Origin of the sequence: Rothia mucilaginosa (assembly GCF_964210535.1) — a bacterium.
GTDB lineage: Bacteria > Actinomycetota > Actinomycetes > Actinomycetales > Micrococcaceae > Rothia > Rothia mucilaginosa_F.
Genome location: NZ_CAXOMR010000001.1, coordinates 213,156 through 231,638, shown reverse-complemented (window position 1 = coordinate 231,638; position 18,483 = coordinate 213,156). Strand labels below are relative to the sequence as shown.

The following is an 18,483-nucleotide window of genomic DNA, read 5'->3' as shown; positions in this document are numbered from 1 at the left end:
GCGTCACGTAACAATTTATATACATATAATGCATATCTTATGAATATATTTGGTTCATGTTGTATTGTGTGGTTTTAATTGTTTTGTGAAATAGATTAATTGAACCCTGAGTCCAAAAAATCAATTACCTCACCACCGCACAGCACAAGAGCACCCACAACGGGGTGCTCCAGCAACCTAATCAGAACGGGACTTTAGCCCTCCATCAGGCGGTCAATCTTCGCACGCAACGCACGCTCACGACGATTCAACCACCACCAGCTCGGCCAACGCATCAACGACTTACGACCCACCTGCACGACCGAGGGGAGCTTCGCCTCCGCAAGCGCCACATCAATCTCATGGTCACTCGCGCCCTTATCACGCATTTTCTCCATCAACTCAAGGGATTTCGCCATATCGCCGTGCCCCAAAACATGCCGACTCTTACGATCCAGAACCTCATCCAACTGGGCGCGCACCGGCGCAATAGCCGCCGCATTCGGATGCTCACGCTCAGCACGACGCTGCGCCTGGCGGGCACGCTTCTCACGCTTCGCGTCGAGCTGTTTCGGATTATTTTTAGCGCTCGCCTTGCTCATGGGAGGTTCCTTTCGCCGCGTCCGGGTGATGTGTACGCTGACCTGCACGCACAGAAGACATCAAGTCATTAACACCTCTACTTTACCGCGGTAATTCGCGGAACTTTCGCTGCAGTAAACCCAAAAAAACCCACAAAAAATTAACGATAAATAAGTCGTATCTTGGTAAAATAGTGCGAGTAGGAGGCGTCTCGCGCGCCAACAAAATATGGTGAACCGGCCCAGCATCGGTAACCGGTCGCATCTATCCAAGGAGTCAGCATATGGCTATTGCAACCCCCGAAGTTTACGCAGAAATGCTGCAGACCGCGAAGGAAAAGGGCTTCGCGTACCCCGCAGTGAACGTGACCTCCTCCCAGACCCTGAACGCTGCAATCCGCGGCTTCGCAGAGGCTGGCTCGGACGGCATCATCCAGGCATCCACCGGTGGTGCAGCATACTGGTCCGGCGCTTCCAAGAAGGACATGGTCGTTGGCTCCTTGGCCTTCGCAGCATACGCACGCGAAGTTGCTAAGCAGTACGACGTGAACATTGCACTGCACACCGACCACTGCCCCAAGGACAAGCTGGACGGCTTCGTCCTGCCTCTGCTGGCAGAGTCCGAGAAGGCTGTTGCTCGCGGTGAAGACCCCATCTTCAACTCCCACATGTGGGACGGCTCCGCAATCGACCTGGACGAGAACCTGAAGATCGCTGCTGAGCTGATCGAGCGTACCTCCAAGGCAAACATCGTGCTTGAGGTTGAGATCGGTGCCGTTGGTGGCGAGGAAGACGGCGTTGAAGGCGCTATCGACGACTCCCTGTACACCACCGTTGCAGACGCAATCAAGACCGTTGAGGCAATCGGCCTGGGCGAGAAGGGCACCTACATGGCTGCTCTGACCTTCGGTAACGTTCACGGCGTGTACAAGCCCGGTAACGTTCACCTGCGCCCCGAGCTGCTCAAGGAAATCCAGACCGAGGTCGGCGCTAAGTACGGCAAGGGCGACAAGCCCTTCTACCTGGTCTTCCACGGTGGCTCCGGCTCCACCGAGCAGGAGATTGCAGACGCAGTGTCCTACGGTGTTATCAAGATGAACATCGACACCGACACCCAGTACGCATTCACCCGCCCCGTTGCTGGCCACATGTTCAGCAACTACGACGGTGTGCTGAAGGTTGACGGCGAGGTCGGCAACAAGAAGACCTATGACCCCCGCGTTTGGGGTGCAGCTGCAGAGGCAGGCATGGCCGCACGCGTGGTCGAGGCTTGCCAGCAGCTCGGTTCCGTCGGTACCTCCATCAAGTAAGGTGCTGTTCGCCCGCCGTAGCTCCCGTAGGTGCTGCCGGGTGTGAACCTAAGCTTCGTTAAGCGAAAGCGGTGCCCGCTTCCTCATCACGAGGAGACGGGCACCGCTCTTTGCTATGTAGTTTAGAACCGGGTGAGCCAGGCGCTCGTTGCCGGCAGGGGTGGGTTTACTTGCCGCCGCAGCCGCAACCACCGCATCCGCAGCCGCCGGACTTCACAGCCACCGAACCGGAGGTGGGGATACCGTCGCCGGTGTCGCCACCCATGAGGTTCACGCGGTTACCAATCTCGGGGCCGCCGACCGGCTGAGGTGCCTTACCCGCCAGGGTCGCCGCGAAACCGGCGGGCTCCGCCAGGGGGCTCAGGTTCGGGATCATCGACGCCGCCGGGGAACCGGAGGGGCCGCACGCTGCCGCTGCCGCGTTAGCCTTCGGCTGCGCGACCAGGTGAGCGCGCGCAAAACGCTTAATCTGCTCGGCGGTCGGGTACGCGAAGGACACCTTCACCTCACCGTTGACCAGCATGAGGGGCAGAACCTCGCGGCCGTTCATCTCAATCTGCTCGGCAACCGGTGCGCACTCCTCAAACGCGGACGGGTAGGAGTCGGTGGAGTACACCTCAATGTCCACGCCCGAATCCAGCGCCTCCTGCGCGGCACCCAGGAAGATGGAGCGCTCCATATCCTGCGGATCCTCCGGGTTCTCGCCGGGGCCCGGAATAAATACTTCAAGAACGGTCTCAGCCGCTTCAGTCATCAGTTTCAGCCTTTTCTCTCTTATCGGCACCGGCTCGGGGGAGGGGTGCCAGTCCTTCACTAAGTGTACTCGGGACCTCAAGAGTGCAGAAGTGTGATGTGAAGTTCCAGAATTGCGGAATATTTGCAGAATTCGAGTCGAATGACCCTCAGCTCGTGAGCTGCGGGTTCAGGTGTTGTATTCTGAGTGCATATGCACCGGAGTGTGCGAACCCCGCGTTTAGGTGGGAGGCGCATCCGCACGGTGTGAAACCAAGAAGGCAACGACGCCCGCATCCGACGCGGACGCATCAGCGCTACAAATACACGCTATTCATAGCGCCACACGACCAGAAGGAGCATATATGTTCGGTTTCGGCAAGAAGAAGAAGGAAGCTGCCGCACAGGAAGCATCGTCCGCAGACGTCTACGTCGCACCTGTTACCGGCGAGTACCTGCCGCTGAGCGAAGTCTCCGACCCCGTTTTCTCTCAGGGCGTTATGGGTGACGGCTACGCAGTGAACCCCACCGCAGGCACCATCGTCGCACCCGTTGCAGGCACCATTGCACTGATTCAGGACACCCTGCACGCATTCATGCTCCGCACCGAAAACGGTGGCGAGGTGCTGGTCCACATCGGCATCGACACCGTTGAGCTCGGCGGCGAAGGCTTCACCAAGATCGCTAACGTAGGCGACAAGGTTGAGGCAGGCGCACCCATCATCGAGGTGGACTGGGCAGCTATCGAGGGTCGTATCCCCTCCAAGGAAACCATGGTGATGATCACCAACACCGCAAAGTTCAACATCTCCAAGGACTCCGAGGCACGCCGCCCTGTCGCAGCCGGTGACCGCGTCGCTCAGGCATCCAAGAAGTAAGCTGAACCAGCGAAAATAGCTCAGCTTCAACAGCGGTGAAAAACCCGCGAAAAATGTTTTAACGCAAAAGGTCGCGTCCTGTAGGCTCAATCGGGCTGTAGGCGCGGCCTTTTTCGTTACACGAGAAATTTTTTAACACCGTATCAAAAGCCGCCACTAAAAGCGGCGGAAAAGGAGGAACACCCAGCGCAGCTTGCACCGCGGGCAAGAATGAGGCGCAAATGATACCCTATATTTCTGTGAACGCTATGAAGAACCGATAAAAAATCGTTATTCTACTTAGAGTTGCAGTTTGAGTTGAGAGAATCCGGACCCTCAGCTATAAACCAAAACTTCAATGACCAACCACACACATTACGCTCAACTCATAAACGAAAAAAAGGACCACTACGGTGACTGCATTCCCGAAGATCTCTAAGAATCTGAGCCGCCGCGGCTTCATCGGTGCCTCCGCACTGGCACCCGCCGCGCTCATGCTCCAGGCAGGCGAAGCCCACGCCGCAGCCAACACCCGCGCACAGCTCGCGGCAGTACACAGCGGCTCCCCCGCACACCAGCTGCTCTACAAGACCGATGAATTCTTCATCGCCCACCGCGGCGCCGGCAACATCAGCCCCGAGCACACCGCCTACGCCTACGCAGAGTCCGTACGCCGAGGCGCCCTCGCCGTCGAAATTTCCGTACGCACCACCAGCGACGGCCACTTCGTCTGCATGCACGACACCAACATCAAGCGCACCACCGGTGCAGCCATGGACGTGCGCGGCCACACCCTCGCCGAACTGCGCCAGCACAAGGTCAACATGCGCAAGAACCTGGGTGAGAAGACCGACCTGTACGACATCCCCACCCTCGAAGAAGCCATCGCAGCGGTTGACGCCGTACCCGCAGGCGGCGAATACGCCTCCGTCGGCGGCAAGAAGGTCGTACTGTTCCTCGAAGCGAAGGACGGCCCCGCACAGGCAGGACTCGTCAAGTTCATCACCGAACGCGGCCTGCAGCGCCGCACCGTCATCAAGATGTACCGCGACGGCAGCGGCGGCTTCAAACCCACCTCCCGCTACCTGAAGCTTGCCAACTCCGCAGGCTGCGCCACCTGGTGCTACTTCGACGGCGGCGACCCCATCGACAAGATTTCCGCCATGGCACGCCACGAAAACGTGGACGCCATCGGCGTACCCTACTACGAGAAGCCGACCGGCGCTTCCCAGGGCTCCATGAGCGAGGAGAACGTACGCGCCCTCACCGGCCTCGGCAAGGCAGTCATCGTCTGGGAAATCCACCGCCGCTCCGCCTACGAAAAGTACAAGGCACTGGGCGTGAAGGGCTTCATGTGCCCCGACCCCTACTGGGTGATCGGTGACCCCTTCGACGCCAGCGTCAAGATTAAGACCGGCAAGCGCCCCCACGGCATGCTGCCCGCCGACCCCTCCGTCGCAGCGGACATGCCCGACCTGACCGGTACCGCCATCGTGCACAACCAGCGCTACGACGAATCCGTGCTGCTCGGCCCCCTGGCGAACTACACCACCCGCGAAAAGTACACCCTCGACTTCTCCATGAAGTGGACCGGTGCACTGCCGCAGCAGGACGGCCACTACGGCTACATTGCGTTCGGCCGCGAACACGACGGCGCCTTCGGCATCGGTAAGAAGTTCTCCGCAAAGCAGGAAGACGGCACCTACGTGCTCGCCATCCGCCCCAACTACCGCGGCAGCTCCGTGGCGCAGATCCTCTGCTTCGATCCCAAGCAGACCAGCCCGCGCGTACTGCACACCATGAAGCTGCGTCAGAAGGTCACCACCGGCCAGGCGCTGAACTGCAAGATTGTGGTGAACAAGAACAGCTTCTACTACACCGTCAACGGCCAGTACTCCAGCCCCATCAACCACAGCGCCTACCGCGGCCCGTACGTACACTTCGGCCGCTTCCACGGCACCAACGATGGCGGTCCCCTGGAGCTGACCCGAATCGAGGCACGTCAGTCCTGGATTTGAGAGAACCGGTGGGCCTAACCCACCGGGTGCCCGCCCCCACCGCCGCTCAGCGGTGAGGGCACGGGTACCGGGCAGAGCGGATGTAGCACCGAGCATCCCTTCCGGGCAACGCCTTCCATAATCCCCAGCTAGGATGCTCGCGCGCTGAGCGACGCACCGAGCGAGAATCTACCCGAAGGGGGTCGCATCTGTAATGGATGCGGCCCCCTTTGGCATGCCTGCGGTTTATTCAGGGCGGGAGGGGGAGCGAGGGCGTGTAGGCGCGTGGGGTGTGCGAGGTAGGTTCGCGGGGTAGGGGAGAGGACGGGGACTAGAATTAAAAGCGTCAGAGTCGACCGCACCGGCCGCCCCAACCCGAAAGGCACGCCATGACCACCTCACCCGAAAGCTCCGCCTCCGAGAGCGCTACTTCCGAAAAGCCTGCCGCGAAGTCCGCCCAGCTGCGAGGCCGCACCGAACCGCACATGCAAAGCATCAACATGCCGCAACGCGAACCCATCGACCCCTACGAACGGCCCTCCTACCCCTTCTTCTACGTGCCCACCGACCTGCTCCTCGGCGGCAGCTGGGTCACCGGCGACAACGGCTCCTTCCCCGTACACAACCCCTCCTGCGGCCAGATTCTCGCGCACGTCGCTGACGCCAGCGTCGAACAGGGCATCGAAGCACTCGACGCCGCCTGCGACGCCCGCGCCTCCTGGGCGGCAACCAGCCCCCGCGAACGCGCCGATATCCTCAACCGCGCCTACACGCTCATGACGCAGCGCACCGAAGTCATCGCCCGGCTCATGACCCTCGAAATGGGCAAACCCCTCGACCAGTCCCGCGGCGAAGTCGCCTACGCCGCGAACTACCTGCGCTGGTACGCCGAAGAAGCCGCCCGCAGCTTCGGCCGCACCGCCGTCGCCCCCGAATCCGGCCTGCAAATCGCCACCGTGCGCCGCCCCGTGGGCCCCTGCCTGCTCATCACCCCCTGGAACTTCCCGCTCGCCATGGCGGCACGCAAGGTCGCCCCGGCGCTCGCTGCGGGCTGCACCGTGGTTCTCAAGCCCGCCTCCCTGACCCCGCTCAGCTCCCTGTACTTCGCGTATCTGATGCGTGAGGCGGGCCTGCCGGACGGCGTGCTGAACGTGGTCACCACCTCCCGCACCGGCGAGGTTGTCTCCGCTCTGATGGCCGATGAGCGCCTGCGGAAGGTCTCGTTCACCGGCTCCACCGCCGTGGGCCGTACCCTGCTCGCGCAGGCCTCGCAGAACGTTCTGCGCACCTCCATGGAGCTGGGCGGCAACGCCCCGTTCATCGTCTTTGAGGACGCGGACATTCCCGCCGCCGTGGAGGGCGCCTACGCGGCGAAGATGAGGAACATGGGTGAGGCGTGTACCGCCGCCAACCGATTTATCGTGCACGAGGACGTTGCCGAAGAGTTCACGCGCGCCTTCGTGGAACGCATGGAAGCGACCGTCGTGGGTGACGGAACCGTCGACGGAACCGATTGCGGACCGCTAATTCAACCTTCAGCGGTTGAATCCATGCTTTTTATGGTGGAAGACGCCCTGGGCAAGGGCGCGCTCCTCGCCTGCGGCGGGTACATTCCCGAGCTTGAGGAGAACGTTCCGAGCGATACCGGCGGCATGCCCAAGAACCTCAACAAGGGCAACTTCATTCGCCCCACCGTGGTGACCGGCGTGACCGATTCGATGCGCGTGTGGCATGAAGAAATCTTCGGCCCCGTCGCCCCGATTACCACCTTCGGCGGCTACGGCGAGGAGGGCGAACGCACCGCCCTGAAGCTCGCCAACGACACCGAGTACGGCCTGGCGGCGTACGTGTACACGAGCAGCCACCCGCGCTTTACGCGCATGGCGGCTGGTCTGGAGTTCGGTCTGATTGGCTACAACTCCGGCGTGATCTCGAATGCGGCGGCACCCTTCGGTGGCGTGAAGCAGTCCGGCTTGGGTCGCGAGGGCGGCCCCGAGGGTCTGGAGGAGTACACCGAGCTGCAGTACATTGGTGCGCCGAACCCGTTCGCCGGATAAGGCTGAGATACCAATTACGGCGAACCCTGGATACGGCGAATCCTGGATATAGCGAAGCCCCTGCGGGTACCCGAGAAGGTGCCTGCCGGGGCTTCGTGCTGTCTACATCATGCGCGGGTGCTAGAACTGACTCTGCCTAGAGTTGGCCCAGTGCTTAGAGTTGGCGCAGTGGTTATATCTGGAGCAGTGCGAGCAGCTCGCGACTGAAAGCATCTGCGGGACTCTTGCCGCACGAGTTGGGGCGCGGCTCAAGGGCGACCCGCTCAAAGAAGGTGACCCAGGTGCGTCCGTCGGTGTGGGAGGTGAGTGCCGCCTCCAGAACGAGGTTCTCGGCAGAGAGCTTGGCGGCATCTACCGCGGACTCAGCGCCCGCCGCGTGAAGTGCCTCTAGCGCCTCCTGCGCCGATGTTTCACGTGAAACCAAACCGTCAGAGGTTACTTCTTCACCCTTTTTCTCCAATTCGAGGCGCACGGCGACCTCCGCCGCCTGCTCCACCGGGGTATCCGTGCTGCGGCCTCGCAGACCGTGCAGGGACGGAATAGAACGACCCGCCAGCGACAGGTACGCCGCCAGCGCCGAAGGTTCCGAGAGACGACCGTAAGTGTAGCCGGTGGGCAGCATAATGCCGACCGGGGCGAAGCGGTGACCGCCCGTATGCGAGCACTCCCAAACCACGTTCGGGGGAAGGATGTCCGCCAGGTGCGCCGCAATGGGGCGACCGCGCAGGGCACAGCAACGGTCACGCTTGGAGTGGGTGCACACGAGAATCGCGGGGGAGTCCATGAGCTCCGCGCCGGTCACCTGAATCAACTCCTGCGGGTTGTCCAGGGGCAGTTCAAGCAGCTGCTCGGGGGCGCTCACACTGAACGAGTAGAGCTTCTCCTCACCCGGAGTGCAGAGCGCGTAGAGCACCCGGTGGGTCGGGGTGCCGGATGCATCCGGTGCACCGTGCAGTACGCGCCCCTCCCTGCCCGCCTGACGAATCAGCAGGAACTTCAGGCCAGCCTGCGAGGTTGCCTCACCCAGCGCTGTAGAGAGCGCCTCATCGAAGGCGGAGCCATCCAGTACGTCACGACCCCACTGACCCACGTGTTCGAGCGCCAGCCAGGCGGCGGTGCGTCCGGCGGTGCCGCCGAGCGCCTCGTCGTCGTAGAGGGAGCAGGAGTCCTCGGGAATCTTGGTGGCGCGGGTGCGGGAGGAGAGTTCGTCGGCGTGCGCGGCACGCAGGTTCTTCAGCTCGGCGGGGTTAGTAGCGCGCGGCTCGGGGGTTGCGGGGGTGCAGGATTCAGTCATCGGTTTCTCGATTTCGGGTGAACTGTGGGTGGGTTCAACGTACCACGAAGGCGCTGTGGTGCTTCACCAGCCTACGGGGCTCAAATGCAGAAAAACAACCGTGAGAGGGTGAATTTCAGGGGTTTTAAGCCTAATAGCGGATTCTGGGAGCCTCTAAAACCTCAAGATTTCTACGGGTCAGGATTTTTGCCCGGGTCAAGATTCCTACTCGGGCAGCAGGCTCATTGCCACGCGGTAGAGGCGGTCCTTCTCCTCGGGGGCGCCGAGGAAGGCGCGGAGCATGAAGCCCTGGAAAACCATCATGAAGGCGTCCGCATTGTCGCGGGCGTAGTCGGCGATGAGCGCCTCCTGCTCGGGGGCGCGCTGCGCCGGGTCGGGGTCGATTTCGTGCAGAACGCTCAGCTGTTCGGCCGCCCAGGGGGTGAGGGTCTTGGTGATGACCCCGTGCAGCAGGGGAATGACGTCCGCGGTTGCCTTGGCGATTTCGGGTGCGTGGAGCGATTCGAGGCGAATGCGCAGCATGGCGGAGAAGTTCTCGTTCACCTGCTGGTTGGTGTAGATGGCCTCGAGGATGTCCTGGGGGCCGGCGCCTTCGGGGAGTGCACTGTAGAGCTCCTTGAGGTAATCGAGGCGTTCGTCGATGGCGCTGATGAGGATGTCTTCTTTGCCGGAGAAGTGCGAGTAGATGGACCCGGAGGACAGGCCGGATGCCTTGATGATGTCGCTCATGGAGGTGTTGGTGTAGCCGTGTTCGAGGAAGCAGGAGATGGCGGCTTCGATGATTTGGGCTCGGCGTGCGGCTTTGGTGGCGTCTGTTAGTCGGGGCATGGTTCCAGTCTAGGTGGTGGGGTCCTGGAATGTGTAAACGCAATGCTGATTCTTTTTGTGACTTTGCAAACAAAATAGCTATTTCGTTTGCGTGTAGCCAAAACCAGGCGTAGAGTTCTAACCCGTAAACGAAATAAGCATTTTGTTTGGAGATTATCGTGAACAACGAAACCACCACCGCAGTCACCGCAGAATCGGTGACCGCCGCAGCACCCCAAGCTGCCGCATCCCAGAACGTAGCCGCCAAGAAGACCGCAGAAACCCCCGAGCGTTCCTCCTGGATCAAGGTCATCGCCACCTCCCTGCTGGCATCGCTACTCATCGCGGCTGTTATCCTCGCCTTCACCTGGCCCACCAAGACCATGGAGGCAAAGAACCTGCCCGTCTCCATCGCGGGCCCCGACGTGACCGTCAGCCAGTTCGAACAGTCCCTCAAAGACAAAGGCATTGAGACCTTTGAGCTGAAGCAGGCATCCTCCCGCGAAGAGGCCGAGCAGCAGATTAAGCAGCGCGAAACCTACGGCGCAATCATCTTTACCGAAGGCGCCGCCCCCGAGGTGCTGACCGCCCCCGCCGCCAACGCCGCAGCAACCCAGATGCTCAACGGCGTAGCCACCCAGCTGAACGCGCAGATTCAGCAGAAGGCACTCGAAGCTAAGACCGAAGCACTCACCCAGGCGGTGCAGGCAGGCGGTGAGCAGGGCGCGCAGGCTGCCGCGCAGCTGGAGCAGATGAAGGCGCAGGCCGAGCAGGCATCCGCCATGGCGGTGAAGACCACCGCAGTGGTGCCCCTGAGCGATAGCGATACCTCCGGTACGGGTTTGGCTATCGCGGCGTTCCCGCTGGTCATTGGCGGTATTCTCGGCGGTTCCTTCTCCGCCCTGCGTGTGAACGGCACCTGGCGCCGCTTCGCTACCGCAACCCTGTACGCTGTCATCGGTGGCGCGCTGACCGCCCTGATCCTGAACGTTTGGTTCGGCCTTATCCCCGGTGACTTCGCAACCCTGTGGGTCGCATTCAGCGCAACCTACCTGGCTACTGCGTCCTTCATCGTGGGTGTGAGCGCACTGGCCTCGCCGATTATTGGCCTGGCTGTGGGCGCCGTGATCACCATGTTCATCGGTAACCCCATTTCGGGTGCGTCCATGCCGAGCGCGTTCCTGCCCGGTGCGTGGGGTCAGATTGGCCAGATGATGGTTCCGGGTGCTTCCTCGACTCTGCTGCGTTCGATTGCGTACTTCCCGGAGGCTGCAACGAGCGGCCAGTGGCTGGTGCTCGGTTCCTGGATTGCGTTCGGTCTGCTCGCCGGTGTGACTGGCTGGGCTCTCAAGGAGCGCCGCACCGCAAAGGTGGAGGCATAAGCCTCCTGCCTCGCGTGAGGCCGCCGGCGCGAACGTATCGGCGCGAACTTAGCCGGTAAAACATAGTCGGCAAAACTTAAGAAGGGTGTGTACCGTGTTTACTGAACACGGCACACACCCTTTTCTGTCGGCCAACCGACTGTTATTCGCTTGTTACTGGTTGTCGAGGACGTACTGCTTGAACTGCTCGTCCCGGCGCTTGAATTCTTTGAGCTCATTCTCCAGGGCAGCCTGGTTCTTGGCGACGAGCGGCTTCTGGTACTGCGCCTCCAGGTCGTAGAGCTTCTGTGAACGGCCTACATCCTGATTGCACTGCGCTTGGATGACGGCGATTCGAATTTCCTCTTCTGAGGGGGTGGTGCTCTGAGGAATATTCTTTTCTTCCTTGACGGTCACCTCACTGTCGGGGGTGAGGCCCTTGTCTTTGACGCATCGCTTCCACTCGTCGTCGAGAGATTTTTTGAGCTGCCTATCCCCAGCGGCGTTTCGGACGTCAGTCTCCACACGCCTATACGTGGCGGAGCCGAATGGTATCTCTCCAATTTGCTTCATCTCTTCGCTGGCGCGCTGATAGCATTCGGTGCTGACATCTTTCCCAGGGTCGGATGAGGGTGCAGGGGAGGGCAGATCCAGCGTATTCGATTCGTCGCGCTCGTGGAGGCCGTATTTTTGGGCGTGCTCAACGTTCCAGATTCCGTAGGTCCTGCCGAGGTTCCTGCCGGATCCCTCGGTGCGGACAAACATCTTGTAGTGCTGCCCGTGTTCGGCAAAGCACTTTTTGCGGGCGAGCTCAAGGGCTTTGGTGTAGTATTCGTCCTTGCCGGTGGTGTCGTACGCGTCCAGGGGTAGGATCACCTGGTCATTTTCTGCGTCGAAGATCGCGCGGGCGCTTTCATCTTTCTCCAACGTAGGACCGAAGGAGCAAGAAGACAGCACAGTGCTGATGAGGGCAGTCGCCAGGAGCTTTTTCAAAGCTGACATGGTGTATATCCAATCTGTTACGGGGAGCCCGTGGCGTCGCGGCCACAACCCCCCCCCCCGTAGACCACGCGAACGATGTGGCCTTGAGAACACTTCTTGAGAAGGTGACTTAACAATACCCCTAGTAGATGCGGTTTTGCGCTCAATGAGCCGGTGCGTGCAACAGAAAATTTTCTGCCGCGTGGCGGGTTTGGTGCCGGCTGCGGATTTGCCCGGTGAGATTACGGTGAGATTGCGCAGGATAGGCGGGCGCACCTGATTTGGTGCCCCGCCCGCCTCGCGCCACAATGAACACATGACCGCAGAAGACACCACCACACTAACCAGCGCCAGGCTCGACCTCTGGCTCTGGTCAGTGCGCATCTTTAAAACCCGTTCCCTCGCCGCCGACGAATGCAAAGGCGGCCACGTGCGCGTCAACGACGCCCCCGCCAAACCCTCCCAAAAACTCAAAAAAGGCGACATCGTGAAGGTCCGCTACCCCGGCTGGGAACGCGTCTTCAAAGTCGAAAAACTCCTCGTCAAACGCGTAGGCGCACCCATCGCCGTCACCTGCTACGAAGACCTCTCCGGCCCGCGCCCCGCCTACCTCTCCATGCCGCCGGTCGCCAAACGCGAACGAGGCAGCGGCCGCCCCACCAAGAAGGAACGCCGCGCCCTCGACGAACTGCGCGGCCGAGGCGCATAGCCGCGCCCATCTCGCGCGCCCATCTCGCGCGCCCATCTCGCAGAGTGCACCCCGCCCCGCGCGCAGGCACCCGCGGCGGCGGCGGGGAGTAGCCTAGAAGGATGAGCACACAGAAGCACCCGAATACTGAATCCGGTAGCACTGCGTCCGGCGCGCCCGCGAAGAACGCCGCGAAGAATACCGCCGCGAGCCCCAGCGCCAACGCCGCCGAGCCTTCGCTGAACCGGCGCATCCTCGCCCTCGCCGTACCCGCCTTCGGTGCGCTCATCGCCGAACCCATCTTCGTGCTCACCGACTCCGCCCTCATCGGCCAGCTCGGCAAGGCAGAACTCGCGGGCATGAGCATCGCCGCCACGCTCGTCACCACGGTCGTGGGCCTCATGAACTTCCTTGCCTACTCCGTCACGCCCGCCGTGGCGCGCGCCTTCGGTGAGAAGAACCTGCGCCGCGCCTGGCAGATCGGCGTGGACGGCGTGTGGGTCGCCTTCGGCCTCGGCATGCTCCTCATGATAGCCGGATACGCCTTCGCAGACCCGCTGCTGCGCGGCCTCGGCGCGACCGACGAAACCATCAGCTGCGCCCTCGACTACCTGCACCATTCGCTGTGGGGTATTCCGCCGATGATGATTATCCTCGCACAGGTCGGCACGCTCCGAGGGCTCCAAGACACCGTCACCCCGCTCAAGGTCGCCACGGTCGGCACCGTCGTGAACATCGCGCTGAACTGGCTGCTCATCTACCCGGTCGGCTGGGGCGTCGCCGGTTCGGCGACCGGCACCTCCCTCACCCAGTGGGGCATGGCCGCCGCACTCGGCGTGGTCATGATGCGCGGCACCCGCGAACACGCCGTACGCTGGGCACCCGATGCGACCGGCATGCGTTCGGTGCTCTCGCTCGGCTCCTGGCTCATGCTGCGCACCCTGTCCATGCGCATTGCCTCCCTGCTGACCGTGTTCGTCGTGGCGCGATTCGGCACCGAACACACCGCCGCCTACCAGCTCGGCATGGGCGTATTTAACCTCTTCCTCTACGCCCTGGACTCCCTCGCCATCGCCGCGCAGGCGCTACTCGGCAAGGAACTCGGCGAACGCGACCTCAACGTAGAATCCGAACGCGTGAAGGTGCGCCAGCTGAAAAACCGACTGCTCCGCATGAGCCTCATCTACGGCGTGATCACCGGCCTGATTTGCCCGCTCATCGGCTTCTTCGGCTCCTGGATTTTCACGCAGGACGCGCAGGTGGCGTTCCTCTTCACCATCGCCACCGTCATCATTGCCCTCGGTCAGCCCATCGCCGCGTACGTGTTCACCCTGGACGGCATCCTCATGGGCGCACAGGACGTGAAATACCTGGCAATCGGCTGCTTCATCATGCTCGTCATGTACGTGCCCGTCATGCTCGGCCTGCACTGGGCGGTCGGCAACGGCACCATGGATGCGCTGACCGGGTATTGCGGCTTGTGGGCGGCGTATATTCTGTACTTCCAAGGAATCCGCGCGGTCATTTTCGGTCGCCGCGCCTCCTCGGATGTGTGGATGAAGGCGGGTGCCGAGTAGGGGCATCATAGGGGGTGCTCGGGGTACCAGCCCATCGGATTCTTACACCCGGTAACATGACACCGGCAATACGACCCCGGCGCTCGCGGGCGTATTTCCTGCGGGCGTAACTGACCACATTTTCCGCCACCCGCACCCTCCGCAGGTGTAGCATGACAGGATATTGAAACCCTCATGCAAAGGATGAAACCGTGACCGTAACCCGCGAAGAAGCCCTCGAAATTTTCGCCCGCCGCCGCGCAACCCGCGCCTACGACCCCGACCGCCGCGTCAGCGACGAAGACTTCGCCGCAATCCTCGAATTTGCGCGCCTGTCGCCCAGCTCCGTCGGCACCGAGCCGTGGAAGTTCCTGGTCATCCAGGACCCCGAACTGCGCGAAAAGCTCAAGCCGATCGCCTGGGGCATGGCGGGCGCCCTCGACGACGCAAGCCACCTGGTCGTACTGCTGGCGAAGAAGGGCCTGCGCTACGACACCCCGTGGATGCGCCGCACCCTCGAAGGCCGCAACCTCACCGAGGAGCAGATGGAGGCCGCACTCGAGCGCTACGGCAGCTTCCAGAAGAACGACATGAAGATCCTGGAAAGCGACCGCGCGCTCTTCGACTGGGCGTCCAAGCAGACCTACATTGCCCTGGGCAACATGATGACCGGCGCCGCAATGCTCGGCATCGACTCCTGCCCCATTGAGGGTATGGAACTACGAAGCAGTGAACGAGTTGCTCGCCTCCGCTGGCCTGTTCGACCCGGAAGAGTTCGGTGTGTCCGTGGCTGTGACCTTCGGTTACCGTGCCCACGAAATCGCACCGAAGAGCCGCCGCTCCATCGAGGACCTGGTCACCTGGGCCTAGGTTCTGCCGGGTTCTCGGTGAGGTTTTCTTGCCGGGTTTTGGAGCTCGGACTGTTGAGCTCGGGTTTTCGGGAGGGGCGTTTGAGCTAGGTGTTCAAGCCGACGCCCGTGAAAACTAAATATAAAGAAATGCACCGCCTTTACACGGGCGGTGCATTTCTTTATATCTTTTACCGTGCAAAAAGCACGGTGAGATATGCTTTTGAAATTTTCGTTTGAAATTGCGCGGGGCGATTCGACCCGTATAACGGCGCCGGCCTGTGTGACCGGCCCGTATAGCGGCGGAGCGCTACTTCCTAAACGCCGTCAGACGCATAGAATTCAGCACCACAAACACCGAGCTGAACGCCATTGCCGCACCCGCAATCATCGGGTTCAGCAGGCCCGCCACAGCGACCGGAACAGCCACCGAATTGTAGGCGAACGCCCAGAACAGGTTCGACTTGATGGTGCGCAGCGTAGCGCGGGAGAGGCGTAGCGCCGTCACCACCGAGGCGACATCCGAGCGGGTCAGCACGATATCGGCGGCCTCCGCGGCAACGTCCGTGCCCGAGCCCATCGCAATGCCCAGCTCGGCAAGAGCCAGCGCCGGGGCGTCATTCACGCCGTCGCCGACCATCGCCACGCGGTGACCGTCCTCCTGCAGCTGGCGCACCACCTGCGACTTACCCTCGGGGGTCACGCCGGCGTACACGTTCTCCGCCGAAATGCCGACCTGCGAGGCGACCGCCTGCGCAACCTGCGGGGCGTCACCGGTCAGCAGGATGGGTTCCAGGCCGAGCTCACGCAACTGCGCCATGGTTTCTGCCGCCTCCGGCTTGGGGGTGTCGGCAACCGAAATCATGCCGACCGGCTGCGGGGCGGGAGCGTCTTCTGCGGCTTCACCATTCGGGGCCTCGCCGCGGGCAACCACCACGGTCGTCAGACCCGCCCGGCGAGCCTGATCCAGCAGAGCCAACTGGCCCTCACTCAGCTGCGCACCTGCCGCCTGCAGGTACTCGGGAGTACCCACAACAACCAGTCGGGAGGCGCCGTTCTCGGCACCGTCACCCGCGCCGCTCAGCACGCCGCGCACGCCTCCGGGAACACCCTCAAAGCCGCTCACACTCGGCGCCGAAGCACCCTCAGCCAGCACACCCTGCTCACGGGCAAAACCGGCAATCGCGCGGGCAATCGGGTGCTCACTCAGCGCCTCCACGGCGGCGGCATCACGCAGAACAGACAGGGAACGCTCACTCTTGGAATCTGCGGATTCCGGCGAAATACCGGCAAAGTCACCCGCCGACTCATAGTCGTCAAAAGTGCCGTAGAACGCCACAGACATCTCACCAGTCGTCACGGTACCGGTCTTATCCAGAACCACACGATCAACCGTGCTCGTCGCCTCCAGCACCTGCGCATTACGAATCAAAATGCCCAACTGCCAGCCGCGACCCGTACCCGCCAGCAGAGCCGTCGGAGTCGCCAAGCCCAGGGCGCACGGGCACGCCACCACCAGCACCGACACCGCCGCGTTGAACGCCGCCGCACCGTCACCGGAAATCAGCCACCAGCCGATCAGAGTCAGCGCCGAAATCGTCAAAATCACCGGCACAAACACCGCAGAAACACGGTCCGCCAGACGAGCAATCGGAGCCTTCGTCTCCTGGGCGCTGGCCACCAGCTCACCCATCTTCGCCAGGGTCGTCTCGGTGCCCACGCGAGTGGCGCGCACCGTCAACGAACCAGACGTATTCACCGTCGCACCCGTGACCGCATCACCCGGATGCACCTCCACCGGCACAGACTCACCCGTCAGCAGGGACGCATCCACCGCCGACGACCCCTCAACCACTACACCATCCGTGGCAATCTTCTCGCCCGGGCGCACCAGGAACAGGTCGTCCGGCATGAGATCCTCCACCGGAACCTGCACCTGCTTGGTCACGCCCTGCTTGTCGGTGCGCAGCAGAGTCGCCTCTTTCGCGCCCATGCTCAGCAGGGTGCGCAGCGCCTCCGAGGAGCGGTGACGGGTGCGGTGCTCAATTGCGCGGCCAATCAGCAGGAACAGCGTCACCATGGACGCCGAATCGAAGTATAGCGGCGCGTGGTGGCCGGTAAACATCGACCAGAAACTGCCGCCCGCATGGTGTACGTGCGCCGTCAGTGCCGGGTTCATGAGCAGCTGCGCCAACGAGTAGAAGTACGCCACGACCACGCCGAGGGACACGAGCGTATCCATCGTGGAGGAGCCGTGACGGGCATTGATGAGCGCGGCCCGGTGGAACGGCGCAGCACACCAAAACGCAACCGGCGCCGTCAGAACCGCCACAACCCAACCCCAATTCGGGAACTGGAACGACGGGAACATCGAAATCAAGAAAATCGGCACACCCAAAATCGCCGCATAAATAATGCGGTCAGTGAAGCCGCCATTCATGCTCGGAGTGCTGTGATGGTTGCCGCCGCCGGATGCGTTCGTGTTCGTTCCAGCGCCCGCACGCGGCCCGTTCTTAAGGTGCGCCGTGTAGCCGGCATTGTTGATGGTCTCAACAATCTGCTCGTCGCTCACACCCGCGGGTACGATGACGCGTGCCGACTCCAGCGGCAGGTTCACCGCCGGGTCAACGCCGGGGATTTTGCGGAGCTTACGCTCCACACGACCCACGCAGGATGCGCAGGTCATACCCTGAATATCCACGTGGATGATTCGGGTGGATTCCGTTGATTTTACGGTCGTTCCGGCAGGATTAAAAAGAGAACGCTCACTCTGTGATGAGGTCTCGCGGGTGCTTGTTGAAGGCTGTGTAGAAGACACAATACTTCCTCAAAACTCAAAAACGGGAGGGTAGAAAAAGGTACACCAAGCCGGGGGAGGGGCCCCGAAGGACCCCGCCCCGGACGGTGTATGGTGCAGTGTTTAGGGTGCAGTACTGAGGGTGTCGCGGGAGTGAAAGCCGCGGGTAAAACCGCGAGGCTGTAAACGCGGCGGCGGGAGTAATGCTGCGGCTGTGAAAGCGGCGGCTTAGTGGTCGCCGGGCAGCCCATCCGGCCTGCTCGTGCGCGGGCGAATACCTGTCACCTTCGCGCCACGATCGGACACACCGTAGGCACGCTTCACGGCAGCCCGCGGGAACGGCGAAGCGTTCGCCTTCTCACGCGCCTTCACGCCCTGCTCGTGCTCGGCGGAACGCTTATTCGCGCTCGTGCCGCTACGTCGCGCCGCACCGGGCGCATCCTCACGCGCCGTGTATTCGGGGCTCTGCTTCACCCACGAATCGACCAGCGCCGCATCCAGATTCATCTGCCTGGCCACGCGGGTGATCGCGTCGCGCAGGTGCATGTTTTCGGCGCCGACAAGGGTGCGGACCGCGCCAACAACCATCGCAATGTACTGCGGAGGGTAAGCCATGATGACTCCTAATCGAGCCGGCT

The 18,483-nt window shown here is 62.1% G+C and carries 15 protein-coding genes; 8 read left to right on the top strand and 7 right to left on the bottom strand.

Annotated features, from left to right (window positions below; translation table 11 throughout):
• Positions 1 to 194: 194 nt before the first annotated feature.
• A complete protein-coding gene (locus tag AB8C10_RS00960) occupies positions 195 to 581 on the bottom strand; it encodes a cobalamin ABC transporter ATPase (RefSeq protein ID WP_368866546.1) in 387 nt (128 codons plus the stop codon).
• A gap of 263 nt (positions 582 to 844) precedes the next feature.
• On the opposite strand from AB8C10_RS00960, the gene fbaA reads away from it, so the two are divergent.
• Positions 845 to 1,870 carry a class II fructose-bisphosphate aldolase gene (gene fbaA, locus AB8C10_RS00955; RefSeq protein WP_005507927.1) on the top strand — a complete coding sequence of 342 codons (1,026 nt, stop codon included), beginning with the start codon at positions 845 to 847 and terminating at the stop codon, positions 1,868 to 1,870.
• Between the two features lie 166 nt (positions 1,871 to 2,036).
• Here the strand turns inward: fbaA and AB8C10_RS00950 are convergent, their stop codons facing one another.
• The gene (locus tag AB8C10_RS00950) at positions 2,037 to 2,624 is read right to left on the bottom strand and encodes an arsenic metallochaperone ArsD family protein (RefSeq protein ID WP_070665925.1); all 588 of its coding nucleotides are present in this window, start codon (positions 2,622 to 2,624) and stop codon (positions 2,037 to 2,039) included.
• A 343-nt stretch (positions 2,625 to 2,967) separates the two neighbouring features.
• Here AB8C10_RS00950 and AB8C10_RS00945 point away from each other — a divergent pair, with 343 nt between their 5' ends.
• The 3 genes from AB8C10_RS00945 to AB8C10_RS00935 all read left to right on the top strand — a co-directional run bounded on the left by AB8C10_RS00945 (position 2,968) and on the right by AB8C10_RS00935 (position 7,513).
• Entirely contained in the window at positions 2,968 to 3,480 is a 513-nt protein-coding gene (locus AB8C10_RS00945; protein ID WP_049357482.1) for a PTS sugar transporter subunit IIA, read from the top strand.
• A gap of 392 nt (positions 3,481 to 3,872) precedes the next feature.
• Positions 3,873 to 5,477: a glycerophosphodiester phosphodiesterase gene (locus tag AB8C10_RS00940; RefSeq protein ID WP_368866545.1), complete on the top strand. Its 1,605-nt coding sequence runs from the start codon at positions 3,873 to 3,875 to the stop codon at positions 5,475 to 5,477.
• A 368-nt stretch (positions 5,478 to 5,845) separates the two neighbouring features.
• Positions 5,846 to 7,513, top strand: a complete 1,668-nt coding sequence (locus AB8C10_RS00935) for an NAD-dependent succinate-semialdehyde dehydrogenase (protein WP_368866544.1) — start codon at positions 5,846 to 5,848, stop codon at positions 7,511 to 7,513.
• Positions 7,514 to 7,685: 172 nt separating this feature from the next.
• Here AB8C10_RS00935 and AB8C10_RS00930 read toward each other — a convergent pair whose 3' ends face one another.
• Together AB8C10_RS00930 and AB8C10_RS00925 are read right to left on the bottom strand one after the other, a co-directional pair.
• Positions 7,686 to 8,807 (bottom strand): sucrase ferredoxin, encoded by a 1,122-nt coding sequence (locus AB8C10_RS00930; protein ID WP_368866543.1) that lies wholly within the window; start codon positions 8,805 to 8,807, stop codon positions 7,686 to 7,688.
• A gap of 204 nt (positions 8,808 to 9,011) precedes the next feature.
• Positions 9,012 to 9,635 (bottom strand): TetR/AcrR family transcriptional regulator, encoded by a 624-nt coding sequence (locus AB8C10_RS00925; RefSeq protein ID WP_368866542.1) that lies wholly within the window; start codon positions 9,633 to 9,635, stop codon positions 9,012 to 9,014.
• A gap of 158 nt (positions 9,636 to 9,793) precedes the next feature.
• Here AB8C10_RS00925 and AB8C10_RS00920 point away from each other — a divergent pair, with 158 nt between their 5' ends.
• The gene (locus AB8C10_RS00920; RefSeq protein WP_368866541.1) at positions 9,794 to 10,996 is read left to right on the top strand and encodes an ABC transporter permease; all 1,203 of its coding nucleotides are present in this window, start codon (positions 9,794 to 9,796) and stop codon (positions 10,994 to 10,996) included.
• Positions 10,997 to 11,149: 153 nt separating this feature from the next.
• On the opposite strand, the gene AB8C10_RS00915 is transcribed toward AB8C10_RS00920, so the two are convergent.
• Complete coding sequence (locus tag AB8C10_RS00915; RefSeq protein ID WP_368866540.1) at positions 11,150 to 11,977, bottom strand: UDP pyrophosphate synthase; 828 nt, start codon at positions 11,975 to 11,977, stop codon at positions 11,150 to 11,152.
• Between the two features lie 295 nt (positions 11,978 to 12,272).
• Between AB8C10_RS00915 and AB8C10_RS00910 the strand changes: the two genes are divergently transcribed.
• The 3 genes from AB8C10_RS00910 to AB8C10_RS00900 all read left to right on the top strand — a co-directional run bounded on the left by AB8C10_RS00910 (position 12,273) and on the right by AB8C10_RS00900 (position 15,159).
• Complete coding sequence (locus AB8C10_RS00910) at positions 12,273 to 12,665, top strand: RNA-binding S4 domain-containing protein (protein WP_060824177.1); 393 nt, start codon at positions 12,273 to 12,275, stop codon at positions 12,663 to 12,665.
• Positions 12,666 to 12,766: 101 nt separating this feature from the next.
• The gene (locus tag AB8C10_RS00905; protein ID WP_368866539.1) at positions 12,767 to 14,221 is read left to right on the top strand and encodes an MATE family efflux transporter; all 1,455 of its coding nucleotides are present in this window, start codon (positions 12,767 to 12,769) and stop codon (positions 14,219 to 14,221) included.
• Between the two features lie 191 nt (positions 14,222 to 14,412).
• A complete protein-coding gene (locus tag AB8C10_RS00900; protein ID WP_368866538.1) occupies positions 14,413 to 15,159 on the top strand; it encodes an NAD(P)H-dependent oxidoreductase in 747 nt (248 codons plus the stop codon).
• A 199-nt stretch (positions 15,160 to 15,358) separates the two neighbouring features.
• Here the strand turns inward: AB8C10_RS00900 and AB8C10_RS00895 are convergent, their stop codons facing one another.
• Both AB8C10_RS00895 and AB8C10_RS00890 read right to left on the bottom strand, forming a co-directional pair.
• The gene (locus tag AB8C10_RS00895; RefSeq protein ID WP_368866537.1) at positions 15,359 to 17,866 is read right to left on the bottom strand and encodes a heavy metal translocating P-type ATPase; all 2,508 of its coding nucleotides are present in this window, start codon (positions 17,864 to 17,866) and stop codon (positions 15,359 to 15,361) included.
• 207 nt (positions 17,867 to 18,073) lie between these two features.
• Positions 18,074 to 18,460, bottom strand: a complete 387-nt coding sequence (locus AB8C10_RS00890; RefSeq protein WP_049346209.1) for a hypothetical protein — start codon at positions 18,458 to 18,460, stop codon at positions 18,074 to 18,076.
• Between the last annotated feature and the right edge of the window lie 23 nt (positions 18,461 to 18,483).